The organism is Desulfovibrio sp. JC022 (assembly GCF_010470665.1).
GTDB lineage: Bacteria > Desulfobacterota > Desulfovibrionia > Desulfovibrionales > Desulfovibrionaceae > Maridesulfovibrio.
In genome coordinates this window covers 177,031-200,905 of the sequence record NZ_VOPZ01000004.1, presented here as the reverse complement: position 1 = coordinate 200,905, position 23,875 = coordinate 177,031, and the positions used below count along the sequence as shown (strand labels likewise).

The window sequence follows — 23,875 nt, the reverse complement described above, 5'->3', positions numbered from 1 at the left end:
CTGTCTTACTAATAGAGAGTCCAATCCTTACTCCGCAGCTTCCCGCAACTCCTTAACAGCCTTGGCATAAGCGCGGAACACATTCTCCCTGTTGATGATCCCGATGATCTTGTTGGGATCGTCCTCGCTTACAACCGGAATCTGACCGTAGTCGCTGTCTACGAATTGGAGCAGGGCTGTGTAGAGATCGTCACCCGCTTTAAGTGTGGCGGGCTTGGTGGCCAGATCCTTGGTGAGGATGAGGTCGAAGAGGTCCGGGTTGAAGAGATGGTTCCTGACATTCTGGATGGTCAGGATTCCGGTGATGATTCCTTCGTCATTTTTGACCGGGAAGTATAGCTCGTTGGTGTTGGCGATGATATCGGTCAATGCCTTGAGCGTGGTCCCTTCTTCGAGTGTGGTTACGCGGCCCGGTTTGTAATGGGTATCCACGTGTAAGCCTTCAAGGATATTGATGGTCTTATCCTCAATGTGGGCCGGGGAATCGAATTTACTTTCCACCTGATGCTCATAGAGGGAGAAACTGCGTCCCAGCACGATGCACAGCGCGGAGGCGAGCATGAGCGGAGCCAGCAATCCGTAGCCCTGTGTCAGTTCGCAGACCATGATCAGCGGGCCGATGGGGGCTTTTGCCACCCCGGCGAAAAATGCTGCCATGCCGACCAGTACGTAACCACCGGGCTGGGTGACGATATCCGGGTAATATTTTCCGGCAAGCTGACCTACGATACCGCCGGACATGCCGCCTACGAAAAGCGCGGGCGCGAACATACCGCCGGACATTCCCGAACCGATGGTCATGGATGTGGCGACGGTCTTGCCGATGACGATAGCGATCATCATCATGAGCGGGATTTCACCCATGATGGCCATTTCCAGCCAGCCGTAGCCTCCGGTGAGGACCTGCGGGAAGAACATACCCATGAGTCCCATCATCAGTCCGCCGAGAGCCGTGGCCCACATGAGGCCGACCCGGTCCCTGATCTGGTTGAATACTGAGTATTTGACGAACCGGAAAGTGCGGATGTACATCCAGCCTGCAAAAGTACAGGCAAAGGCCAGCGCGATGTAGAAGATCAGTTCCCGCGGATCGTGGAAAACAAAGCGCGGAATACCGAAGATCGGCTCTGTGCCGTAGAAAAGTGTGAACAGGGAATAGGATACCACTGAAGAGATGACTGAAGGCAGGATAGCCTCAGATTCAAAATCCTCGCGATAGATTACTTCGATGGCGGTCAGTGCGCCGCCCAGAGGGGCACGAAAGATTGCGCCTAGACCGCCTGCTGCGCCGGAAAGGAGCAGGATGCGGCGTTCTTTGGTGGATAATTTCAGCTTCTGGGCCAGCCATGAACCGACCCCGGCTCCCATCTGGGTGATGGGACCTTCACGACCGGCACTACCACCGCAGGAGATGGTGAAAACTGAACTTATCCCTTTGATGATGGGCACGATGGGCTTCATGAGTCCACCACCCTGATGGAAACATTTGATGGTCGCATCAGTACCGTCAGTACCGCCGGAAATGGTTTCAGGAATATATTTGTTGACCAGCCACCCGGTAATCAGCCCGACAATGGTCAGGCAGAGGGGGATGGTCCAGGTGCGCAGCTGTTCGCCGGGAGGGCCGTGAAAAAGCTCTTCCCCTTCGGGGGCGGGCAGAGAAAGTCCTGCCAGTTGGTTCATGAAAAAGTGTTTGCCCACTTCTACTGCACCGAAAAAGAGTACGGCCACGATGCCGGAAAGTATACCGACCACAACACCGAGAACAAGCCAGCGGAAATGACTGACATTGCGGTAGGAACGGACGAGGTCTTTCCACATATGCACATTGAGAAACGGGCTCATTACTCTGCTCCTGATTCTGATTCGCTCAGATGCAGGCCGGGACGGACCTGTGATTCAGGGTAGGAAAGAATTTCGCGGGCAAGGTTGATATCAATGCCGATCCGTTCCTTGAGTTCGTCCAGTCCGTTGAATTTTTTTTCAGAACGGATGCGCTGGATGAAGTGGACGCGAATGTCCTTGCCGTAAATATCTTCTGAAAAATCAAGAATATGTGCTTCTACGGAAAGGGCTTCATTGCCGAAGGTGGGGTTCTTGCCGATGTTGGCAACACCGGGCAGGACTTTACCTTCAACTTCCACGCGGATGGCGTAGACTCCTTTTTTGGGGAAAAGTTCATCTTCGAGTTTGATGTTGGCTGTGGGGAAACCGAGCAGTCTTCCGCCTCTGTTCATGCCGTGCACAACTTCACCTCGGACCTGATAGAAACGGCCCAGCAGCGGACGCACATCCCAGACATTACCTTCACTGACCAAGTCGCGGATACGAGAGGAACTGACCACTGCATCGTTGATGATTACCGGGTCGAGCCGCTCAATACCGTATTTGTATTTCCGGCCCAGTTCCAAAAGAGTTTCATAGTTGCCGCTACGGCCTTTGCCCAGAGCATAATCGTAGCCGACCACCATCTCTTTCATGCCCAGTGGGTTGATGAGGTATTGTTTGATAAATTCTTCAGGGGAAAGGGCGGCCATTTCCTTGGTGAAATTCAGGGCCAGAATTATGTCCGGCTTGTGCAGGGCTATCAGCTCAAGTTTCTGTGAGGTCAGGGTGATAAAGGGCGGGGTTTTGCTGTTCACCAGCACCCGCAGCGGATGGGGGTCAAAGGTTACAACCACGCTGGCAAGGCCGTTGGCCCGAGCCTTTTTGCAGGTGCTGCTGATAAGCTTCTGGTGGCCTTTGTGGACCCCGTCGAAGTTTCCGATTGTTACGCATGCGCCTTGTTCAGGCTTGATTATTTCATCTATTGATTTTGCGATGATCATGTTCGCTTCACTTTTTATTTGGAGATAGAATTTTGGAAACGAAAACCGTTACCTCAAAAGCCCGCATCATTCAAGCTTTCCCTTGCCCTCTTCCTCGGGCGGTTTCGGGTTGATTGTTTCCTGTAGTTTTTTCAGTTCTGCACGTTGTTTTTTGGTTTTTGCTAATCCTTCGGCCTTTTTAAGGTGAAACTGGGCCTGTTTAATGTCATGTCCATATAAGGCTGCGTATGCCAGTTGGGCGTGGGCTTGAAAATAGTGGCCGGATTCCCCGAGCATCCGTCCTAGATGGTAATGGATCTCCTGATCATGGGGGACCATTTCCGCAACCCTGCGCATGGTCAGAATGGCCTGTTTGTAATTTTTACGCACGCCTTCAATACGGGCAATGAAAAACAGGGCCATAACATCACGGGGATTTCGTAAATATGCTTCGCGCAGCAAGGGTGAGGCTTTATCCATCTTACCAATGGTAAAGTAGAAGCGGCCCTGTTCCCTTAAAATCAGGGTGTCGCTGGGGCAGAGGGCGCGTGCCTTATTAAATTCCTGTTCCGCTAATTTATACTTTTTCGTGCGTGAATAAACAATTCCCAAGCCAAGATGATCCAGACAGGTCCTTTTATTCTCAGGGATTGCCAGATAATGAGCAAGGGCAACGTCCGGTGAGGTTAACCTTGCCCGGATCAGGGTCTGAACTTTGAAGAATGCGGCGTCATCGTTTTTGCGTTTGAAATATTCCGGGGGCATGCGCTTAAAGCGGTCTTCAAGATAACCGATACGTGAATCCAGTCCGGGGTGAGTGGAAAGGTAGGTCGGGATATTGGTGTTGCTGATATGCCACTGGCGTTGTTTCATAACCTTGAATCCATCAACCATGCTTTCGGGATTATAGCCTGCGGCAACAAGGTAGTTCATACCCAGATGATCGGCCTCACGTTCATTTTCCTGAGTGTAGTTCAGGTATGCGCTCTTGGCACCGCCCATGGAACCCATGGCAATGGCTGAACCTAGGTTGCCCATATTGCTGCCTCCCCCGGCAATACCGACCAGCATTCCGGCCAGAGTGCCGAGCATGCTGGCAAAGCTGACCATCTTCATTTTTTCCATGCGCCGGGCCACATGCCGCAGGGATACGTGGGCAAGTTCGTGACCGATTACCGCTGCAAGCTCTGCCTCATGTTTCATGTTCAGAATAAGTCCTGTGTAAACATAGACATACCCGCCCGGAACAGCGAAGGCGTTCATAGCATTGTTGCGGATGACTGTGGCCTTGATGGGAAACGGCTGGGGCGGAATATGTTTGGCTATACGGTCCACAAGGTTCTTTACATAACCGTCGATCTGAGGATCAAGAATAACCGGAAGGCGGCTGCGAACCATTTTGTCGAATTCTTTACCAAGCCTGATCTCGTCTTTGACCGTAAAATCGCCAAAAAGAGAATTTGCTGTGGCCTGCGGAGTCATCCATAAACTGAAAAAAAAGATCAGTATTAATGATGTGGTCTGGAGGATGATTTTGTTTCTGATAAGCATGCTGAAATCTATTTGATTTAGAGATGATGTTGATTATTTCGATTTATTAGGAAGAGAGTAAGTTTTGAATGGCTGGTTGTAAAGAAAGGAAGCAAAAAGAAAACCCCGTGAGCAGAACTCACGGGGTTAATAATTCTTTATGGGATGGGCTGATTATTTGCCCATCATATCGAAGAATTCTTCGTTGTTTTTGGTGCCTTTCATCTTATCCAGCAGGAATTCCATGGAATCGATGGAGTTCATGGGGGCAAGCAGCTTGCGCAGAATCCAGACCTTGTTGAGTACGCCGTCATCAAGAAGGAGTTCTTCTTTACGTGTGCCGGAACGGTTGATGTCGATAGCCGGGAATACACGTTTTTCGGCGAGTTTGCGGTCAAGGTAGAGGTCCATGTTACCGGTTCCCTTGAACTCTTCGAAGATGACTTCGTCCATGCGTGAGCCGGTATCGATGAGTGCGGTGGCGATGATGGTCAGGCTGCCGCCTTCTTCGATGTTACGGGCTGCGCCGAAAAATCTTTTGGGGCGCTGCATGGCATTTGCGTCCAGACCGCCGGAAAGAACCCTGCCGGAGGAAGGGGTTACGGCGTTGTAGGCACGGCCGAGGCGGGTGATGGAGTCAAGCAGGATGACAACGTCACGCTTACGCTCAACAAGGCGCTTCGCCTTTTCAAGGACCATCTCGGTAACCTGAACATGACGCTGCGGAGGTTCATCAAAAGTGGAGCTTACCACTTCGGCCTTAACAGTTCTGGCCATGTCGGTAACTTCTTCAGGGCGTTCGTCGATGAGCAGAACGATGAGGTCTACGTCAGGATGGTTGGCGTTGATGGAGTTTGCGATGTTCTGCAACATCATTGTCTTACCTGTACGGGGCGGTGCCACGAGCAATGCACGCTGGCCGCGTCCGATGGGGGAAAGAATATCGATTACCCGGGAGCTGAAATTTTTGGGACCGTTTTCCATTTTAAAACGGTTGTCCGGGTATACGGGGGTGAGGTTGTCGAACAGTACCAGATTTCTGGAATGTTCCGGAGCTTCGAGCCCGATCTCATTCACCCTGAGCAGGGCGAAATAGCGTTCGCCTTCTTTGGGAGGACGGATCTGCCCGGAGATGATGTCACCTTTTCTCAGACCGAATCTTCTGATCTGGGAAGGAGAAACGTAAATATCGTCCGGTCCGGGCATGTAGCTGTAGGTCGGGGAGCGCAGGAAACCAAAACCGTCGGGAAGGACTTCCAGAACACCTTCGCCGTAAATCTGGCCATTCTGGGAGGCGCAACCCTGAAGCAGAGCGAAGATCAGTTCCTGCTTGCGCATGCCGCTGGGGTTTTCAACTTTAAATTTAGCTGCCAGATCCATAAGATCAGACATCTTCTTCTGTTTAAGTTCAGTCAGGTTCAGGTTTTCTATTTTTTTGTCTTGGCCCATACTGTATAACCGGATTTAAAAGTTTAAAAATATTATTAAGCTAACGGAAAGCAATAGTAATGCATGCAAAACGCGATTAGGCACTGCCTGCAATGCTTTACCCTTAACTGGATGATGAAAATTATATTGGATTTTCCTGAGCGAGGGGCTGTTTTCTGTTCGAATACAACGATTTTAGGTCGTATTTGATTCTTACTCCACCCTAGTTGCAGTGTTTTATTGCGGTGCTGCTAAACAGGTTGTTCCGGAAAGGGACTAACGCAACTCCAAAACGTGCAACTCATAGGGCATTAACTGAAAGAATCGTTTATGACAAGTCGTTTGAACAGGATTTTTAGGATTCCTCTTCCTGTTTTTCCAGAACGTCAATGAAAAGTGCATTTATCTCTTCCTTGATTTCTTCCTGATCAAGGCCGAGAGCGAAGGAAAGTTCCATTGAAACCAGACCCATAGCCTGTTCCAGCAGTCTGCGTTCACCAAAGGAGAGTTCTTTATCCCTTCCGATCAGGAAAAGCTCCTTGAGAACATATGCTACGTCATGGAGATCTCCGCTTTTAAGCTTTTCGGAATACTCACGGTAGCGTCTGTTCCAGTTCTGTCCGGTGTATCCGGTAAAATCAGATCTGTCCTTGAGACTTTCGAAAATCTCCATGCCCGCGTCCTTGTCACAAACTGAGCGCAAACCTACGTTGTGAGCATTCATGACCGGAACCATGAGCGTAACATTGTTACTTAAAATGCGGACAATATAAAACTCGGCAGTTGCTCCGCCGATTTCCTGACTTTCAATACGTTCTACTTTGCCTACTCCCTGCGAAGGATAGACTACCAACTGCTCTAGCTCAAACACTCATGGCTCCTTGGACTTACTAAAGAAATGTTTGGAAGGGTCAATGCGAATTTCCGGGAATACTCCGGTTTGGTGATGGCGCGATTACGTGGAATTCAGGATTAGCTGAAAACGGGTTACAGGCCCTTCCAATTTCTTTTACCCTCTTATTGATTTTATTTTCTTATAGAGGGAATTGCTACGAAAAATTATTATAACTGAATTGTGAAAAATAGTCTATGGTTCGGTTTCAGGAACATCAGGCATGAAGCTGTTCATGAATTGTGTGGCTGTTCCTTGTCCCCGCCTGAAGTGCAGGTTCAATCCTTTGATGGCTGCTTGAGTCATCTCCTGAGCAGTCTCAAGTTCTCGGGAGGTGAATTCTTCCAGAACGTAATCTTTCACTTGTGCGGAGAATTCCGGGCGGCCTATGCCTACCCTGATTCTGAAGAAGTTAGGTGATCCCAGTTTCTCCTGAATTGATTCCAAACCCCGGTGTCCATTGTTACCGCCACCCTTTTTGAACTTCATTCTTCCGCAGGGAAGGTCCAGTTCATCGTGGATGACGAAAACGTTCGATACCGGGATGGAGAATTTTCCGCATATGGCCGCAACTGCTTTACCGCTCAGGTTCATGTAAGTGAGAGGCTTTGTCACCAGCACATTGTTTCCGGCCATATTCACGCTGAATAGTTCGAAATCACCGGATATATCCATTTCCTTATAACGCATGTTCTTGCGGGATGCAGCCATTTCAGCCAAAGCATCAACAGCCATAAAACCAATATTGTGTCTGGTTTTGGCATATTGCGGTCCGGGGTTACCCAGTCCTGTAATGAGTGCTTTGTATTCCATGATAATTATCCCTGCTTAACAAACGGCAAAGGCCCCGGATAAACCGGGGCCCGAAAATGAATATATTGCTGTCGGCTTATTCTTCAGCTGCTTCTGCTGATTCTTCGCCTTCTTCGTCACCGGAGGAACCGCGGCCTGCGGCACAGCGAACGAGTGCAAAGTTGCTGTCGTGCTGTACTTTTGCGCCACCAGGCAGTTCGATTTCGTTTACGAATACGGTATCGCCAACTTCCATGCTGTCGATGTTAACGACGATTTCAGCTGGAATGGTTGCTGCGGTACAAGCAACGGTAAGCTTTTCGCGGTAAATAGCCATACGGCCACCAAGCTTAACACCGGGTGCAGTGCCTTCGGTAACAACGGGAACGTCGATCTTGAGAGGACGATCAGCTGAAACACCGAGCAGGTCGATGTGGTTGGGACGGGGACGAACGGGGTCCATCTGAATTTTCCAGATCAGGGTATCGTAAGTCTTGCCTTCAACCTCGAGGCTGAACAGACGGGTGGTTCCGACTTTGCGGTACATTTTAACGAATTCAATTTCGTTAACGGAAAGGATCAGGTTTTCGCCGTCCTGTGAATAGAAGACAACGGGAACCATACCCTGGTTACGAAGCTGACGGTTTGCGGATTTACCGGTTTTGGTACGCACTTCAGCTTTGAAGGTTACTTTTTCAGACATTATTTTCTCCTTATGGTTAACCTGCTGCCGCTCGAAATGACCGACAGAGGGTGGGAATAGGCGTAATTAAACGAAGAGTACGCTTACGGAAGACTCGGTGTGCACGTTGTGAATGCATTTAGCGAGGATTCCGGCAACGGATTTGACTTTGATCTTGCCGCCGCTCTTAGCGATTTTTTCTTCGGGAACAGGCAGGGTGTTGGTTACAATCACCTCGGAAAAAGGTGCTGCAGCCAGCCTGTCGATAGCCGGTCCGGAAAGAACCGGGTGGGTTGCGCAGGCGATTACGTCTTTTGCGCCATGGTCGATAAGGACTTTGGCTGCCTGACACATGGTGCCTGCGGTGTCGATCATGTCATCCATGACCACGCAGACTTTGTCTTTTACTTCACCTATAACGTGCATTGCTTTGGCCTGGTTGGGAGCGTCGCGACGTTTGTCCACAATTGCCAGTCCGGCATTGAGGCGTTTGGCGTATGCTCTTGCGCGTTCGGTTCCGCCTGCGTCAGGGGAAACCATGACCATGTCATCGTCACGGGTGCGCAGTTCGTCCAGCAGGACGGGGGCTGCATAAATGTTGTCTACCGGGAGGTTGAAGAAGCCTTGGATCTGGCCTGCGTGCAGGTCGATGGTGACCAGACGCTGCATACCGGCAACGGTCAGGCAATCGGCGCAGAGTTTGGCACTGATGGGTGCACGGGGGGAAACCTTGCGGTCCTGCCTTGCGTACCCGTAGTAGGGAACAACTGCGGTTACTCGGCGGGCACTTGCTCTTTTAAGCGCGTCCAGCATGAGGCACAGCTCCATGAAGTGAAAGTTCACCGGATCACAGGTGGACTGGACTACGAATACATCGCAGCCGCGCACGTTGTCCTGAATCTCGATGCGGATTTCACCATCGCTGAATTTTTCACGCAGACAGGGAGTAAGTTTGCTGCCGAGATGGTCACAGATTGCTTCTGAAAGCGCCAGATTTGACGAGCCGCTGATAATCTTGAGTTCACCGTTCATGTCGGTCTCCAACTTGACCTCTCGGGAAGAGAAATGAATTTGGCAGGGATGGCAGGACTCGAACCCGCGAATGCGTGGACCAAAACCACGTGCCTTACCAACTTGGCGACATCCCTGCACATATTATGTGGAAATATGTACTATATTAAAATTATGAAAACGTGTGAAGAACAGAGTCGACTTTCATCGAGTTTAAGACTGATGCAGCCTTTTGCGCTGTCTCTCTTTTTTTAAAGAATGAGATCACGCTGGCCCCGCTTCCGCTCATGACTGCTCCGCAGGCTCCGTTTTTCAACAAGTATTCCTTTGTCTCCCTGATTTTGGGAAACTCGGGAAGGACAACCTCTTCAAAGTCATTGAACAAAGTTACCCTCGTTTGGGAGGCCGTTCTATTATTACCGCTGGCTGACGTTGTCAAGTTAAAGGCGTCACTTTTTTTCAAATAAGTGGATTGGTCACGGGTTGACCATGCCTTGTATGCCCAGACGGTATTCACGTGCACATCCGGGCAGGCTAATAACGCGGTCAGGCCGGAAAGGTCAACCTCTGCGGGCGATAAAATTTCACCAATTCCTTTTGCCCATGCCGGACCGTCCAGCAGAAAGAAGGGAACATCCGCGCCAAGCCCCGCAGCCAAAGCGTTCAGCTTGTCGTGTTCGAGGCCCGGACTGTCCGGGTGGGTATTTAAAAAACGGAGCATGGAGGCCGCATCGGAGCTGCCTCCGCCAAGTCCGGCCCCGGTGGGAGTACGTTTGGTCAATTCTATATGCAGGCCGGGACGGAATCCGGTAGCCTGAGCGTATTTATCCCAAGCCTTGTAGATAAGATTGTCTTCCGCCGGAAGGTCGAAATCAGCGCAATGAATGGTGCAGCCTTCCCCGGTTTCCGTAACCTCAAGGGTATCGGATAAAGCAGGGAAAGGATGGAAAAGGGTATCCAGTTCGTGATAGCCGTCTTCCCTTTTGCCTACAATTTTCAGGTAAAGATTGACTTTGGCCGGTGCGGTGAGAATTGTTTTCGTCATGGGCAGTCTAATAACGTAAAGAGCTTGAATTAGGAAGCCCGTCCTGAGCTGTCTCAGGACGGGCAATTTTTTTGAGGGTCAACAACAGCCGGAGCTATTTGTCTTTCAATTCAATAGTACGGAATATGTTATGGCCCTGACGTTTCAGGAGCAGCATAACCAGCCCGCGCTTTTTGCCTTCGGTGTTGATAATCTTCTGGAGATCTTTGATGGAATTAACCTTGTGCTGGTTTGCTTCCAGAATCACATCACCTACTGCGATGGCGGCGTCTTCGGCAGGAGTGCTCTGCATTACTTCGATAACCAGCAGACCTTCTGGCCTGTCAAGACCGAGGGACTGGGCTTCAGCTTTGCGGTTGACTCTGCGGACAACAAGTCCGAGGTCATCAAGGTTTTCCTCCGCTGCTTTGGGAGATATCTTTTCCGCTTCAGCCACAACACCCTTACCGTTACGTTCGCCAAGCACTATACGCAGGTTCTTTTCACGTCCCTTGCGCCATACTTTGATGCTTACGGTTTTGCCCGGGGGCAGTGCTGCCACGGTGCGCAGCAGATCGTTGGTGTCGTCGATTTTTTCGCCGTCAACTTTGAGAATGACGTCACCGACCTTCATGCCGCCCTTCTCAGCGGGGTCTCCGGGATTGACGGAATTAACCAGCGCGCCTTTTTCGCTCTTAAGTCCGAGAGCTTTGGCGGTTTTTGCATCAGCATCCTGAATGGTGACGCCAAGCCAGCCGCGGCTGACCTTATGGTCGGTCTTGAGCTGGGAGATGACGTTCTCAGCCATGTTGCTGGGGATGGCAAAGCCGATTCCCTGACCGCTGGCGATGATGGCAGTGTTGATGCCGATGACCCGTCCTTTCAGATCGATAAGCGGTCCGCCGGAGTTACCGGGGTTGATGCTGGCATCGGTCTGAATGAAATTATCAAAGGGGCCTGCGCCGATGATGCGGCCCTTGGCACTGATAATTCCTTTGGTCACGGTGTGTCCCAGACCGAAGGGATTACCGATAGCCAGTACCCATTCGCCTACTTCAGCATTTTCGGAGTTGGCGAATTCAAGGAAGGGCAGGTCTTTTTTTACTTCTATTTTCAAGAGCGCAAGGTCGGTCTCCTTGTCGCGGCCGATGATTTTAGCCGGATATTCGTGCCCGTCATTTTGAAGCTTTATCGTGATTTCATCCGCAGAAGCGACCACATGGTTGTTGGTGACCACGTAACCGTCTTTGGAGATGATGAATCCGGAACCCAGTGAACCGGTTTTACGTTTCTGTTTGGGTTGCTTGCCATTTCCCCTGCCGCGATTATTAAACTGCTTGAAAAAATCCTCGAAGGGGTTGTTTCCGCCCTTTCCGTGGAATTTGAAAAAGTCTTCCATGGGGTTGCCCACTTCGACCATTTTCACAGTATTGATGTTAACCACAGCTGGGCCACACTTTTTAGCCAGATCGACAAAAGAGGGCAGGCCGTCTGCCTGAGCATAAACGGGCAGGATGAGTACAGTGATGAGAGTCAGTAATCCAATGTAGCGTTTTAATTTCATGTAACCTCCTGATAATACCGCCCGGAAAACGGGATAGGCGGCACTTCATTGAGTATAGGCTCCTTTTTTTAAATGTAAATAGTGCGGGAAAAATTATAAAACCAGGAGCAGGATATCTTTACTTCCGCTGGACATTAATAAGAAATTTCAGCTAATGTGATATTACTGGGGTTTTTCCATATTGCGCTGTGCTCGTATTCTAAATTAAGGTGGCTGCCGCATGAAATCATCGCAAGATTCAAAACTTGCTGCTTCCGGCAAAAAGAGATTCTTGAAGGTCGCGGTTCTTTTTTTGCTGATAACATTGACCGTATGGGTCATCCTTTTCTATGTGGCCCGGCAATACGTAGTCAGTCAGGCTGAGGATAAGATCAAAGAAATCCTGCTAGTTCATAAGGGAATGCATCACTATGTGCAGAAGATCATGCATCCTGCTTTGTACAAATATAAAGATGATAATCAGGTAGAAAAAGATTTTTACGCTCCTGAACTTTTTTCCTCGTCTTTCATCATCAGGAATATGCACGGATTTTATAATCAGGAAAAAAGTGCTGCCGGGGATGATGAAGTCTATTACAAGATGGCGGCCAATAATCCCCGTAATGAAGTGAATAAGGCTGATTTCCTTGAACGCGATTTGATTAAGATGTTTAACGAAAATCGGGAAATGAAAAAATACCGGGATATTGTCAGCATCAATGGAACCCAGTATCTATACGTTTCCATACCTTTTCTTGAAAATAACAAGGGCTGCCTTGTCTGCCACGGCAAGCGTGAAGATGCTCCGTCCCAGTTGCGAAAAAGATATGAGGGTGCCGGGGGATATGATGAGGAACTCGGAATTATCAGGGCGGTTATTTCAATCCGGGCTCCCCTGCATAAAGAACTTTTCGATACCTACATTATCGGCGTGGCATTGTTTTCCGGGATCGCGGCTCTGGTGGGATTGCTTTTTTTCAGTACCAAATTGAGGGGAGTGGTCAACAGACGGACTTCCAAGCTAGAACAGGAAATTGCAATACGCACACAGGCGGAGCAGGAAGTGGAGAAACTGCGCAATTATCTTTCAAACGTTATTGATTCCATGCCCTCGCAGATAATCGGGGTTACCCCTGACGGAATTGTTACCCAGTGGAATAGTGGAGCGGGCCGGGATTTCGGGATTTCAAAGGAAGAGGCTCTTGGTAAGAAAATAGAGCTGGTCGCCCCCCGGTTGGCGGATGAAATGGAAAGAGTGCGTAAGGCTGTGCAGTCTCGGACTGTGCAATGTGAATCCAAGCATGTGCGCAGGGAAAACGGAGAAGTACGCTATGAGGACATTACGGTGTATCCTTTGATTGCCAACGGCGTTGAAGGGGCTGTTATCCGTGTTGATGATGTTACTGGGCGTGTGAATCTGGAGCAGGTTTTGGTGCAGTCTGAAAAAATGATGTCTGTCGGAGGTCTGGCTGCTGGAATGGCCCATGAAATCAATAACCCTCTGGCCGGGATACTCGGTAGTGCTTACAACATAAAAAAACGTGTTTTTGGTGATCTTAAAGCCAACCGGAAGGCAGCGCAGGAGTGCGGGATTCATCTTGAACTTGTTCAGGATTACTTGAAGAAGAGAAAAGTGGACCGGATGCTTGAATCTATTCAGGAGAGCGGCAAGCGCGCGGCTGCAATTGTTGAGAATATGCTCAGCTTCAGCCGTAAGAGCGACAGGCATATGGATTTATTTGATCTTTCCACCCTGATAGATAAAACTCTTGATCTGGCAGCTAATGATTACAATTTGAAAAAGCTATATGATTTTCGTCAGATAAGGATAATTCGTGAATTTCAGCCGCAGATGAAACGGGTTCTATGCGATGGTAATGAGATGCAGCAGGTATTTTTGAATTTGTTCAAAAATGGTGCTGAGGCCATGACCGATAAAAAATACGGTGATGATAAGCCCTGTTTTTATTGCCGGGTTTTCGAAGAAAAAGGGCAGGCTGTGGTAGAGATTGAAGATAACGGCCCCGGCATGGATGAAGTCACCCGGTTACGGATTTTTGAACCGTTTTACACTACCAAATCAGTGGGCAAGGGAACCGGACTGGGACTTTCCGTTTCTTATTTTATCATTGCCGACCAGCATAACGGCAGCATGACAGTTGAGTCGAAGCCCGGAGAAGGGACCAAGTTTACTATCATTCTTCCTTTTGATGATGGGGCGGATTAAATCGTTTTCCGTTTTTGAATACCGCACGCACTTCTAGTGATTCCGTTTCCAAGGCCACCAGATCGGCCCGGTATCCTTTTTCGATGCGTCCGAATTCGTGGTCGATACCAATGGCCTGTGCCGGGTAGAGGGAGGTCATGCGCAGGGCTTCATCAAGTTCGATGCCCACGTGGCGCACGCAGTTGTAAACAGCTCTGTCCATGGTCAGCATGGAACCGCCGATGGTGCCGTCTGCGGCGGCGCATTTACCATTTTTTACATAAACAGTCTGGTTGCCGAGTATGAATTCGGTCTGTTCGGAAACCACTGCGGATGTTGCGTCGGTGATGCAGAAAAGTTTTTTGTCTACGATGTTTTTTGCAAGTTCCACATTGTCCCATGAAACATGCACTCCATCCACGATAATGCCGGTCCACGGCTTTTCTAGGTATACGGCCCCCACAAGGCTTGGTTCGCGCCCCTGTATCGGTTCCATGCCGTTGAACAGATGGGTTGCCATACTGATTCCGGCCCGGAACATCTCGCGGGCACGGGGGCAGGTGGCGGCACTATGTCCTGCGGAGACTTTTACCCCGGCATTTTCAAGCAATTGCACCTGTTCCTCTGAAATCACTTCCGGGGCCATGGTACACATTCTGGTCACTTCAGGTCCCAGTTCCACAATATGGTGGAGGATGCTTTCATTAGGATTTTTTATCATATCCGGGTTGTGAATGCCTTTACGTTTGCGGCTAAGATAGGGGCCTTCAAGATGCAGGCCGAGCACCATGTCCGGTGAATTCTTGCGGTATTCGCGGACTACTTCCATGGATTTCAGCATGTCTTTTTCCGGCGCGCTGACGAGCGTCGGCAGGAAAGAGGTACAGCCTGTGGAGATAATTGCGTGTGACATGCGGTCCAGCGTTTCTGCTGAAATATCGTCATTAAAGAATACGCCCCCGCAGCCGTTAAGTTGCAGGTCGATGAATCCGGGGGCAAGGATTGATCCTTCAAGGTCGATCCGCTCAGCATCCGCAGGAATATCATCCGGAGCTACAACTGAGTGAATGCGTTTCCCTTCAATGAGCAGTGCTGAATTCTCCAGCACCTCATTTCCCGTATATATTTTGCAATTTATAAGTGCGTACATGCTCTCGCCTATTTGGGATCTTGCAGGTTCTCTGCTTCTATTTGCTTAAAATATTTAAGTGTCTTAACTTTTAGTTCCATGGTTGCATCCTCATCACAGACAAGGATACCTTTGCGGTGCAGTTGCAGGGCTGAGATTGTCCAGAGGTGGTTCACTCCGTGTTCCACTGCATATGATACGGCCAGAGCTTTATTCAGGCCGGATGCAAGGATGATTACTTCCCTTGAATCAAGCAGGGTTCCTACTCCCACGGTGAGGGCGAACTTGGGCACAGCTTCCATGTCATTATTAAAAAAGCGGGAATTACCCATACGGGTTTCAACGGTCAGGGTCTTGATTCGTGTGCGGGAGGAAAGAGAGGAGGCCGGTTCGTTAAAAGCAATATGTCCGTCAGTTCCCACACCGCCGACGAAGATATGCACTCCGCCGTAATTTTTTATTTTCTGTTCGTAGGCTTCGCACTGCGCTTCGGGATCGGGAGCGTTACCGTCCAGCAGGTTGATGTTTTCCTGCGGGATATCAATATGGTTGAAGAAATTTTCATACATGTAATAGTGGTAACTCTGAGGATGATCTTCGGGCAGCCCAACGTATTCATCCATATTGAATGTCACCACATGTTCAAAGCTGACTTTCCCGGCGCGGTGCAGGTTTATCAGCTCTTTATACATACTTACAGGGGTCCCTCCGGTTGGAAGGCCTAGCACGAAGGGCTTTCTTTTATTCGGGGAAAAAAAATTGATTTTCCTTGCGATGTAATGGGCGGTCCACCAGCCCGGATCGGTTTTTAACGGAACGAGTCTCATGCTTTCCTCCATGCATTAAAACTTTCCTTTAATGCGAAATTATTCATTTTGAGGGGAAGAAATCAACTCATTATACTTTTTTTGCTGATTAAAAAAATTAAATAAAGTTGAGATGGAAGTTGCTAGACAGTATTGTGCAAATCAGGATTCAAGTATTAGAGGGATGACGGGCGTGGACTACAGGGAAGCCGTGCCCGGAATAATCAACAATTTGCCAGGAGTGATGTTATGAGGATTCTGGAAGGATTGCAGAAGCTGGGCCGCTCATTGATGCTGCCCATCGCTGTGCTGCCGGTTGCGGCTCTGATGCTGCGTCTGGGGGCCGGTGACTTGCTTGATATTCCATTTATTTTTAAGGCCGGGGATGCGATTTTTTCCAATCTGCCGTTGATTTTTGCCATCGGTGTTGCTGTAGGTCTTTCCAAGGATAATGCCGGGGCTTCCGCACTGGCCGGGGGTATCGGTTATCTTGTCTTCACCGCCGCTATCGGCAGTTTGAATAAAGACATCAATATGGGAGTCCTTTCCGGGATCATCATGGGTATTACTGCCGGACTGCTCTACAACCGTTATTACAATATAAAACTTGTGGAATGGCTGGCCTTCTTCGGGGGACGGAGGTTTGTACCTATCGTCACCTCCGGTTGTGCGCTGGTATTGGCGTATGTTTTCAGTTTTGCATGGCCTCCCATTCAGGGCGTCATTGATGCCATCGCCAACTGGGTAATCGGTTCCGGCCCGGTGGGAACCTTTGTTTACGGCACCATGAACAGACTGCTCATCCCCACCGGACTGCATCATATCATGAACAATATTGTCTGGTTTCAGTTTGGTGATTTCACCAATGCTGCCGGGCAGGTTGTGCACGGCGACCTGCACAGGTTTTTTGCCGGAGACCCCACTGCCGGTGGATTCATGTCCGGTTTTTTTCCGATTATGATGTTCGGACTGCCCGCAGCAGCTCTGGCAATCTACCGCACTGCCAAGCCTGAAAACAGGGCCATGATCGGTGGTATTCTTTTTTCGGTTGCCTTCACAGCCTTTTTGACCGGGGTTACCGAGCCTATCGAATACATGTTCATGTTTATTGCTCCGGCACTCTACGCTGTGCACGCACTGCTGACCGGGGTTTCACTCGCACTGTGTTCGATCTTTAATATTAAGCTCGGCTTCGGGTTTTCCGCCGGGGCTATTGATTATGTACTGAACTACGGTCTTGCCACCAATCCCCTGATGGGACTGGCCCTTGGCGGCGTATTCTTTGTTATTTATTACTTCCTTTTTGTTTTCGCCATCAGGTTCTTTGATCTCAAGACTCCCGGACGCGAAGAAGATGATGCACTTGTTCCGGTTGATGTTTCCGATGAAGACACCCTTAATCTGGCTCAATCCTGCATCCGTGAGCTTGGCGGCCCTGCAAACCTCGTCAACATTGATTCCTGCATCACCAGACTCCGCCTTGAAGTAAAGGACCCCTCCATTATTAATGAAGACGGTCTCAAGCGTTGCGGTGCCAAGGGCGTTGTGCGGGTCGGTGAAAAGGGCGTTCAGGTAATTCTGGGTACTCAGGCTGAACTGGTCGCCATGGCCATGGGCGGTATGCAGCGTGAAGAGAGTGAACTCTCCGCAGGAGACGCAATCACTCTTTACGCTCCTATCGAAGGTGAAATCATTCCCATTGAAGAGACCCCGGACCCGGTTTTCGCTGACAAGGCTGTGGGGGACGGTGTGGCGATCATTCCTTCCGGTGATATAATGTGCGCACCTGCTGACGGTGTAATTGGTAAGATCTTCAAGACCAACCATGCATTCAGCATGGAGACCGAAGACGGGGTTGAACTCTTTGTCCATTTCGGTATTGATACCGTCTCCCTCAAAGGGGAAGGGTTCACCCGTGTGGCTGAAGAGGGTGCAACCGTTAAAAAGGGTGATCCGGTAATTCGCTTTGACCTTAAGCTGCTTAAAGAAAAGGCCAGCTCGGTGATTACCCCGGTTGTGGTCAGCAATGCTGATGAGTTTACTGCTATGACCAAGTCCGCAGGTAAAGTTTCAATCGGTGTTCCGATCCTGACCCTGAAGAAAAAATAGCCGTTAAAATTCCGGTCCCGGCATTTTGCCGGGGCCGGATTGAATAAGAAAAAAGGATAAAGAAATGGCTGAGAAAACAATTACCATCACAGCGGAAGACGGTCTGCACGTCCGTCCCGCATCCGAATTTGTCAAGCTTGCCAAGGGCTATGAGTCCGACATCAAAGTCACTGTGGGCGGCAAATCCGCCAGTGCCAAGAGCCTTTTCAAGCTGCAATTGCTGGAACTGGTCAAGGGTGCTGAATTGCACATTGAGGCTTCCGGCAGTGATGAACAGGAAGCTGTTAAGAATCTTGCTGAATTTTTAAGTTCACTCAAATAACCGCGAATTAACCTGAAAAGGTTTGCGGAGGTTTTTGCTATGGTTGGCGGAATTGCTGTTTCTCCCGGAGTGGCCCTTGCATCTGCGCTGGTGGTGAAAAATGAGGATGTGGCTTTTGATCGGGCAGCTGTTGCTCCCGGCGCGACAGATCTGGAAATTGAACGGTTCAAAGGTGCAGTGGAGAAGTCCGCAGCCCAGCTGGCCAATATTGCCGCGCAGGTGGAAAAGAAGCTCGGTGCCGATAAGGCCGCAATCTTTGAAGGCCATCTCATGCTGGTGGAAGACGAAGAGTTTTCCGAAGCGGTGATTGAAAAAATACGCGAACAGCGTTTCCCCGCCCCGGCAGCAGTGGAGGATGTGGTCAATGAACACGCCGCCGCCATGGAAGAGCTGGAGGATGAATATTTGCGCGCCCGTGCCGCCGATATCCGCGACCTCGGGCATCGTCTGGTGCTGAACTGTCTGGGAATTTCTCCGCAGGGTTTGGAGCTTATCGATAATGAAGTGATCCTCGTGGCCGAAGATCTTACTCCTTCCCAGACTGCGACTCTTGATACCTCCAAGGTCAAAGGCATTATCACCGAAAAGGGCAACCGCACTTCGCATACCGCCATCATGGCTGCATCCATGGAAATTCCGGCCATTGTGGCTGCGGACGGTGCCACCTCCCTGATCAAAGATGGGGAGATGGTCGGCCTTGACGCCGAGCATAACCGCATTCTGGTGAATCCCACTTCATCGCAGCTGGATCAGATTAAGTATCAGCAGGAGCAATATCGGATTGAACGCAAACAGCTTGAGGAGCTTCGTGAACTACCCGCCGTAACCACGGATGGAGTGGAGATCAAGCTGGCAGCCAATATCGGTTCCCCTTCTGAAAGCGGTCCGGCTGTGTCCAAAGGTGCTCAGGGCGTGGGACTGTACCGGGTTGAATTTTTGTTCATGGAAAAAAGTGAATCCCCGGATGAAGAAGAGCAGTATCAGGCTTTTAAGTCCGTGGTGGATGATATGCAGGGCAGGCCTGTGGTTATCCGTACTCTTGATGTGGGCGGAGATAAGGATCTGCCTTATCTGGCCCTGCCTGAAGAGGCCAATCCATTTCTTGGCTGCCGGGGTATACGGCTTTGTTTTGAGCGTCCCGGATTATTGGTCAAGCAGTTGCGGGCCTTGCTGCGGGCCGGGGTGCACGGGGATGTGCGTATCCTGATTCCCATGATTTCATCACTTGATGAAGTGCGCAGGTTTAAGGAATTTCTGGCTGAAGCAAAAGCTTCTCTTGAGCATGACGGGATTTCCCATGCGGACAAACTTCCCGTGGGGGTGATGATCGAGACTCCGGCGGCGGTGTTCCTTGCTCCGCACCTGATCCGGGAGACGGATTTTTTCAGTATAGGTACCAATGACCTGACCCAGTATACTCTTGCGGTAGACCGCCAGAATGAACGCATTGCCGATTTGTTTGAGCAGCTTTCACCAGCAGTGCTCATGTCCATCAAGCAGGCCACTGACGCCGCCCGTGAAGAGGGAAAACCCGTCTGCGTTTGCGGGCAGATGGCCGGGGATGTGCTTTCCTCTCTGCTCTTGATCGGCCTTGGGGTGGAAGAACTCTCCATGAGTCCGGTTCATATCCCACGGGTTAAAAGTGCCATCCGCAAACACAGCCGTGCAGAACTGCGTGAGCTTGCGCGCAAGGTGCTGGCCCTTGCCACAGCGGATGAAGTGCGGGCCAAGCTGGAAAAGTATCTTTCTTAACTATTCGTACAAGTCCTCGGGGATGGCGCAGCTCTGGTGCAGTTTTTCCAGTACCAGTGCTCCTGCCCCGCGGGCGTAGTTTTCTTCTTTCCATGGACGGATGACCAGTTCCGGTATCTGTCCGAAAACTTCGCAGGCCCGGCTTTCCATGGCTTTGTTCAGGGGCGCGAAAAGCATATCTTTGGCCAGATAGCTTTTTCCGGTGATGATAACTTTTTCCGGGTCAAGCACACGGGTCAAATCTGAAATACGCCTGCCCAGTACGGTCCCGGCCTGAGTAAAAATATTTTGTAATTCCGGGTGTCCCTGTTTGGCTGCATCAATGACGTCTTCTATCTTGATTTTTTCAGGATTTGCGGGGTGCCATACGTTTTTTTGAGCTAGTTGTTTTGCATCGCGCAAAATAGAGAAATTTGAGCCGACAGCCTCAAGGCAGCCGCTCAATCCGCACCTGCACGGCTGTTCGTTCTGGTAGCAGCTTACATGGCCCAGTTCCCCAGCCATGCCTTTCCAGCCGCGGACCAGCCTGCCGTTGACGATCAGCCCCAGCCCGATGCCGTGTTCAAGGGTGACCACAAAGAAATTCTCGCAGCCGCGTGCATCTCCGAACCATTGCTCGTAAATAGCAAGGGTGTTGGAGCTGTTTTCAATGAATGTCTGGAATCCGGTTTCCTGCTCCACAAGGCTGCTGAAGGGTACGTCTTCCCAGCCCGCGCCGCGATTGAATCCGGGATGAAAGTGGATGAGCCCCTCTCGGTGGTTGACCAGACCGGGGATGCCCAGACCCAGCCCCACAATATCGTCAGGAATGAAACCATTGTTAAGTCGGCAGGTCTTTATGGCTTCAGCAAGCAGTTCGATGATTTCCTGCGGTGAATTTATGCCCGGAGTTACGCGCACAAAATGTGATCCCACCACCTTGGCCTCAAGATTGATGATGACCACGCTGATTTTATCGGCTGAAATATAGGCTCCGGCCACAAATGCGCCGTCCGGATTCAAGGCCAGCAGCACCGGAGGGCGGCCCGATGTGGAGGATACCGCCTCTTTTTCGTAAACGATTCCTTCTTTGATGAATTCGGCGGTGATGCCTGTTACCGTGGCAAGGCTCAGTCCGGTCTGCCCGGCAATATCTTTTCTGGAAATACAACCGCCCATCCTGATGGTTCTGAGGATGTTGCAGCGGTTGATGGCCCGCATCATGTCCCTGTTGGCAGCGCGCATTTTATGGCTCCGATGTTATGTTCTTTATATTTCAGCTACAGGATATGTGTGTTTTCAGCAAGATAGGGCAGTGTCTTGACCTTTCTAAAAACCGTTAATAGTTTTAGCGTTCAGTTTAAAAATAATTTTGGAGAATATATGGAACAGTCATCAGAATTAAGAGCGGAATACGAAAAGAAGCTTAAGGAATGCGAAGAGAGTGGAGATTCAAAAGGGAAAGCCGCAATTCTTTATGAATTGGCAAAGCTTGAAATTTCTGAAGGGAATCAGGAACAGGCTCTACTTATGCTTATGGAAGCGTACTCGCGTTTTCAGAAACTGGGTGAATCAAAAGGGCATTGTTTTGCCGGGGAGTTGCTTGGGCAGTTACTTTTTGTTTCCGGTAACCGTGAAGACGGCCTTGCAGTTGTGCGTGAATCTTTTCGGGGATTTACGGAAATGGGTATGCCTGAAGAGGCTGAGAAGACCGGACAGTTGCTTGCGGTTATGGAAGAGCATGCCGCGGCTGACGGTTAAAGTTTGAGAATTTTAAAACGCAAACAGGCCCGCAGTTTCTCAGAAGCTGCGGGCCTGTTTGCGTTGGTAGAAAATTATATCTGGTCCACGCGCAGTTCAATGGCATCGAAACGCCAATATTCATGCTCCACGGTGAGTACTGTGTCTTTGCCGTCTGTCTTGATTCGTCTAACGTAGATTCCCGGAGAGCCGTGCGGGATACCCAGATTTGAGGTCACGTCCCGTGGCAGCAGCAGCGGCCTGATCAGCAGATTTCGCTGTTTGAGACTTAAACCGTAATCTTCTTCTACTACCTGCGTCATGGCCCGGTCGGTAGTCTTGGGGATAATCCCTTCCAGTTTTTCCGCATTTAGATAGTTTAGGGTCCGGGCTACTGGCTGACCATCTATGAAGAAGGTGTTCTCCATGGAATAGACTTTTGTCCCGGCCGGAAAACCCTCGTTAGTATATGTTTCCATAGTGTCTTCGATCGTAATTATTCCGTTATCTTCAGTGGTCCATTCTGCTTTGCGGCCCTGCGATGTGGCAAGTTGGGCGAAGTTAACGTGGTCTGCCGGGTTGTAAACCATGCGGATGGGGTTCACATACCAGCCTTTTCTTTCCAGCCTGAAAATTTTTCCGTCACGTTGCAGTTTCAGCAGGGCATGGCGGATTGTGTTTCTGTTCAGAGATAAATCAGCGCAGAGAGTCCTTTCAGAGGGCAGTTTATCTCCCGGTTTTAGTTCTCCGGAGGCAAGGCGTTGCAGGATCAGATCGCGGACTATCTCGTAGTAACGTTTTTTTTCCATGGCTCGGTTGGTGTTAGAGGTTTTGCCGTTAAACTGGCACAAGATTTATACTGAGTCTCCACGTATTTGAAACTTTTTTTATAAAATCTGGTTTAAACCAGTTGAGCTGTTCTTGGCAAGTGTGTATTAAGGGTGCATACAGTGAGTTACTAGGATGACTGATTCCGGTGGCGGAAGTGAATGTTTCCGCGGCTGGTGGTCAGCAATATCTATGCAGCGCAAAGCCGTATTATTTGTTATACGGACTGGAATTCCCTCACAATGTTGCGTTGTGAAGTTTTGAGGGTGGAGGTAGTTAAATGGCTCTTTTTCGTACTTCTTTCATTTGTCTGTTGATTGTGGCCATGGCATCAATTGCCCAGGCCGGAACTTTGGAAAACGTTAAGAAAGACGGTTTTCTCAAAGCCGGAACCCACATTGAAAACCCCGGTTTTTCCGCTCTGGACAGCAACGGTAAGCGTGTTGGTTTTGACGTTGATTTCATCCGCGCAGTTGCCGCTGCCGTTGATGTTTCTGAAGTCAAATACACCCCGCTCACTTCCAAAGAGCGTCTGCCCGCTTTGCAGTCCGGTGAAATTGATCTTCTCTCCCGCACCACCACCCATACCATGAGCCGTGACGTTAAGCTCGGTCTCGATTTTACCGTGACCACTCTTTATGACGGTCAGGGTATGATGGTCCGTAAGGAACTCGGTATCAAAGATGCCAAGGAACTGGACGGCGCAACTGTTTGTTTGCAGACCGGTTCCACCACCGAACTGAACATTTCCGACTTTTTCCGTAAAAACGGCATGAGCTTCACTCCCGTTGTTTTTGACAAACAGCCTGACGTTCGTAAAGCTTACGACACCGGCCGTTGTGACGTTCACACCACCGACGTTTCCGGCCTTGCTGCTCAGCGTTCCCTGATGGAAAAGCCCGAAGATCACATTATTCTTTCCGAAGTGATCTCCAAGGAACCCCTCGGTCCTGTTGTACGCCACGGCGACAACCAGTGGTCCGACATTGTCCGCTGGACAATCTGGCTGACCATGGCTGCTGAAGAAAAGGGTGTTACTCAGGCAAATGTTGAAGAAATGTACGCTAAGAGCAAAGACCCTGAAGTTCAGCGCATGCTGGGCAAAACCGGTTCCCTGTGGACCGATCTCGGCCTTGATAAAGGCGCACCCGTACGCATCATCAAGACCGTTGGTAACTACGGTGAAATTTTTGACCGTAACCTCGGACCCAAAACTCCCCTGCGCATGGAGCGCGGACTCAACCAGCAGTGGAACAAAGGCGGACTCATCTACGCACCGCCTTTCCGCTAGGTCG

Annotated in this window: 20 protein-coding genes and 1 tRNA gene; 6 read left to right on the top strand and 15 right to left on the bottom strand. The window is 50.0% G+C overall.

What is annotated here, in order from left to right; genetic code table 11:
- Positions 1–27 precede the first annotated feature (27 nt).
- The 11 genes from FMS18_RS07955 to FMS18_RS07905 form a co-directional block, all read right to left on the bottom strand.
- Positions 28–1,845: a chloride channel protein gene (locus tag FMS18_RS07955; RefSeq protein ID WP_163293217.1), complete on the bottom strand. Its 1,818-nt coding sequence runs from the start codon at positions 1,843–1,845 to the stop codon at positions 28–30.
- Positions 1,845–2,828 (bottom strand): bifunctional riboflavin kinase/FAD synthetase, encoded by a 984-nt coding sequence (locus FMS18_RS07950; protein ID WP_163293216.1) that lies wholly within the window; start codon positions 2,826–2,828, stop codon positions 1,845–1,847. Before FMS18_RS07950 ends, FMS18_RS07955 begins: the two co-directional genes overlap by 1 nt.
- Before the next feature lie 66 nt (positions 2,829–2,894).
- A complete protein-coding gene (locus FMS18_RS07945) occupies positions 2,895–4,358 on the bottom strand; it encodes a M48 family metallopeptidase (RefSeq protein ID WP_239060985.1) in 1,464 nt (487 codons plus the stop codon).
- A 153-nt stretch (positions 4,359–4,511) separates the two neighbouring features.
- Positions 4,512–5,786 carry a transcription termination factor Rho gene (gene rho / locus FMS18_RS07940; protein WP_163293215.1) on the bottom strand — a complete coding sequence of 425 codons (1,275 nt, stop codon included), beginning with the start codon at positions 5,784–5,786 and terminating at the stop codon, positions 4,512–4,514.
- Between the two features lie 334 nt (positions 5,787–6,120).
- Positions 6,121–6,636, bottom strand: coding sequence for a CarD family transcriptional regulator (locus FMS18_RS07935; protein ID WP_163293214.1), 516 nt, complete (start codon positions 6,634–6,636; stop codon positions 6,121–6,123).
- Between the two features lie 216 nt (positions 6,637–6,852).
- Positions 6,853–7,470: an aminoacyl-tRNA hydrolase gene (pth, locus tag FMS18_RS07930; protein WP_163293213.1), complete on the bottom strand. Its 618-nt coding sequence runs from the start codon at positions 7,468–7,470 to the stop codon at positions 6,853–6,855.
- A gap of 76 nt (positions 7,471–7,546) precedes the next feature.
- The gene (locus FMS18_RS07925) at positions 7,547–8,152 is read right to left on the bottom strand and encodes a 50S ribosomal protein L25 (protein ID WP_163293212.1); all 606 of its coding nucleotides are present in this window, start codon (positions 8,150–8,152) and stop codon (positions 7,547–7,549) included.
- Positions 8,153–8,218: 66 nt separating this feature from the next.
- Positions 8,219–9,163: a ribose-phosphate pyrophosphokinase gene (locus FMS18_RS07920; protein ID WP_163293211.1), complete on the bottom strand. Its 945-nt coding sequence runs from the start codon at positions 9,161–9,163 to the stop codon at positions 8,219–8,221.
- A 40-nt stretch (positions 9,164–9,203) separates the two neighbouring features.
- Positions 9,204–9,279: transfer RNA gene (locus tag FMS18_RS07915), tRNA-Gln, on the bottom strand.
- A 35-nt stretch (positions 9,280–9,314) separates the two neighbouring features.
- Complete coding sequence (ispE, locus tag FMS18_RS07910; protein WP_163293210.1) at positions 9,315–10,187, bottom strand: 4-(cytidine 5'-diphospho)-2-C-methyl-D-erythritol kinase; 873 nt, start codon at positions 10,185–10,187, stop codon at positions 9,315–9,317.
- Between the two features lie 94 nt (positions 10,188–10,281).
- A complete protein-coding gene (locus FMS18_RS07905; protein WP_163293209.1) occupies positions 10,282–11,730 on the bottom strand; it encodes a DegQ family serine endoprotease in 1,449 nt (482 codons plus the stop codon).
- 220 nt (positions 11,731–11,950) lie between these two features.
- Here FMS18_RS07905 and FMS18_RS07900 point away from each other — a divergent pair, with 220 nt between their 5' ends.
- On the top strand, positions 11,951–13,936 hold the full coding sequence (locus FMS18_RS07900) for a DUF3365 domain-containing protein (RefSeq protein WP_163293208.1): 1,986 nt from the start codon (positions 11,951–11,953) through the stop codon (positions 13,934–13,936).
- Here the strand turns inward: FMS18_RS07900 and nagA are convergent.
- Together nagA and nagB are read right to left on the bottom strand one after the other, a co-directional pair.
- The gene (gene nagA, locus FMS18_RS07895; protein ID WP_163293207.1) at positions 13,905–15,065 is read right to left on the bottom strand and encodes an N-acetylglucosamine-6-phosphate deacetylase; all 1,161 of its coding nucleotides are present in this window, start codon (positions 15,063–15,065) and stop codon (positions 13,905–13,907) included. The two genes, FMS18_RS07900 and nagA, sit on opposite strands and share 32 nt — an antisense overlap.
- Positions 15,066–15,073: 8 nt before the next feature.
- Positions 15,074–15,871, bottom strand: coding sequence for a glucosamine-6-phosphate deaminase (gene nagB, locus FMS18_RS07890; RefSeq protein WP_163293206.1), 798 nt, complete (start codon positions 15,869–15,871; stop codon positions 15,074–15,076).
- A 228-nt stretch (positions 15,872–16,099) separates the two neighbouring features.
- On the opposite strand from nagB, the gene nagE reads away from it, so the two are divergent.
- The 3 genes from nagE (at position 16,100) to ptsP (ending at position 20,033) form a co-directional block, all read left to right on the top strand.
- Positions 16,100–17,959 (top strand): N-acetylglucosamine-specific PTS transporter subunit IIBC, encoded by a 1,860-nt coding sequence (gene nagE, locus FMS18_RS20660; protein ID WP_163293205.1) that lies wholly within the window; start codon positions 16,100–16,102, stop codon positions 17,957–17,959.
- A gap of 64 nt (positions 17,960–18,023) precedes the next feature.
- Positions 18,024–18,281 carry an HPr family phosphocarrier protein gene (locus FMS18_RS07880; protein ID WP_163293204.1) on the top strand — a complete coding sequence of 86 codons (258 nt, stop codon included), beginning with the start codon at positions 18,024–18,026 and terminating at the stop codon, positions 18,279–18,281.
- 39 nt (positions 18,282–18,320) lie between these two features.
- Complete coding sequence (ptsP, locus tag FMS18_RS07875; RefSeq protein WP_163293203.1) at positions 18,321–20,033, top strand: phosphoenolpyruvate--protein phosphotransferase; 1,713 nt, start codon at positions 18,321–18,323, stop codon at positions 20,031–20,033.
- Here ptsP and FMS18_RS07870 read toward each other — a convergent pair whose 3' ends face one another.
- Entirely contained in the window at positions 20,034–21,257 is a 1,224-nt protein-coding gene (locus tag FMS18_RS07870; RefSeq protein WP_163293202.1) for an ROK family transcriptional regulator, read from the bottom strand. It lies immediately after the preceding gene.
- A 138-nt stretch (positions 21,258–21,395) separates the two neighbouring features.
- Between FMS18_RS07870 and FMS18_RS07865 the strand changes: the two genes are divergently transcribed.
- The gene (locus FMS18_RS07865) at positions 21,396–21,773 is read left to right on the top strand and encodes a hypothetical protein (RefSeq protein ID WP_163293201.1); all 378 of its coding nucleotides are present in this window, start codon (positions 21,396–21,398) and stop codon (positions 21,771–21,773) included.
- 74 nt (positions 21,774–21,847) lie between these two features.
- On the opposite strand, the gene FMS18_RS07860 is transcribed toward FMS18_RS07865, so the two are convergent.
- The gene (locus FMS18_RS07860; RefSeq protein WP_163293200.1) at positions 21,848–22,561 is read right to left on the bottom strand and encodes a GntR family transcriptional regulator; all 714 of its coding nucleotides are present in this window, start codon (positions 22,559–22,561) and stop codon (positions 21,848–21,850) included.
- Between the two features lie 299 nt (positions 22,562–22,860).
- Between FMS18_RS07860 and FMS18_RS07855 the strand changes: the two genes are divergently transcribed.
- Positions 22,861–23,871, top strand: a complete 1,011-nt coding sequence (locus FMS18_RS07855; RefSeq protein ID WP_163293199.1) for an amino acid ABC transporter substrate-binding protein — start codon at positions 22,861–22,863, stop codon at positions 23,869–23,871.
- Positions 23,872–23,875: the final 4 nt, after the last annotated feature.

What these genes read in the sequence shown, in the direction of transcription:
- FMS18_RS07955 (WP_163293217.1), bottom strand. Translation starts at nt 1,845, where the DNA reads ATGAGCCCGTTTCTCAATGTGCATATGTGGAAAGACCTCGTCCGTTCC.
- FMS18_RS07950 (WP_163293216.1), bottom strand. Translation starts at nt 2,828, where the DNA reads ATGATCATCGCAAAATCAATAGATGAAATAATCAAGCCTGAACAAGGC.
- FMS18_RS07945 (WP_239060985.1), bottom strand. Translation starts at nt 4,358, where the DNA reads ATGCTTATCAGAAACAAAATCATCCTCCAGACCACATCATTAATACTG.
- rho (WP_163293215.1), bottom strand. Translation starts at nt 5,786, where the DNA reads ATGGGCCAAGACAAAAAAATAGAAAACCTGAACCTGACTGAACTTAAA.
- pth (WP_163293213.1), bottom strand. Translation starts at nt 7,470, where the DNA reads ATGGAATACAAAGCACTCATTACAGGACTGGGTAACCCCGGACCGCAA.
- FMS18_RS07925 (WP_163293212.1), bottom strand. Translation starts at nt 8,152, where the DNA reads ATGTCTGAAAAAGTAACCTTCAAAGCTGAAGTGCGTACCAAAACCGGT.
- FMS18_RS07920 (WP_163293211.1), bottom strand. Translation starts at nt 9,163, where the DNA reads ATGAACGGTGAACTCAAGATTATCAGCGGCTCGTCAAATCTGGCGCTT.
- ispE (WP_163293210.1), bottom strand. Translation starts at nt 10,187, where the DNA reads ATGACGAAAACAATTCTCACCGCACCGGCCAAAGTCAATCTTTACCTG.
- FMS18_RS07905 (WP_163293209.1), bottom strand. Translation starts at nt 11,730, where the DNA reads ATGAAATTAAAACGCTACATTGGATTACTGACTCTCATCACTGTACTC.
- FMS18_RS07900 (WP_163293208.1), top strand. Translation starts at nt 11,951, where the DNA reads ATGAAATCATCGCAAGATTCAAAACTTGCTGCTTCCGGCAAAAAGAGA.
- nagA (WP_163293207.1), bottom strand. Translation starts at nt 15,065, where the DNA reads ATGTACGCACTTATAAATTGCAAAATATATACGGGAAATGAGGTGCTG.
- nagB (WP_163293206.1), bottom strand. Translation starts at nt 15,871, where the DNA reads ATGAGACTCGTTCCGTTAAAAACCGATCCGGGCTGGTGGACCGCCCAT.
- nagE (WP_163293205.1), top strand. Translation starts at nt 16,100, where the DNA reads ATGAGGATTCTGGAAGGATTGCAGAAGCTGGGCCGCTCATTGATGCTG.
- FMS18_RS07880 (WP_163293204.1), top strand. Translation starts at nt 18,024, where the DNA reads ATGGCTGAGAAAACAATTACCATCACAGCGGAAGACGGTCTGCACGTC.
- ptsP (WP_163293203.1), top strand. Translation starts at nt 18,321, where the DNA reads ATGGTTGGCGGAATTGCTGTTTCTCCCGGAGTGGCCCTTGCATCTGCG.
- FMS18_RS07870 (WP_163293202.1), bottom strand. Translation starts at nt 21,257, where the DNA reads ATGCGCGCTGCCAACAGGGACATGATGCGGGCCATCAACCGCTGCAAC.
- FMS18_RS07865 (WP_163293201.1), top strand. Translation starts at nt 21,396, where the DNA reads ATGGAACAGTCATCAGAATTAAGAGCGGAATACGAAAAGAAGCTTAAG.
- FMS18_RS07860 (WP_163293200.1), bottom strand. Translation starts at nt 22,561, where the DNA reads ATGGAAAAAAAACGTTACTACGAGATAGTCCGCGATCTGATCCTGCAA.
- FMS18_RS07855 (WP_163293199.1), top strand. Translation starts at nt 22,861, where the DNA reads ATGGCTCTTTTTCGTACTTCTTTCATTTGTCTGTTGATTGTGGCCATG.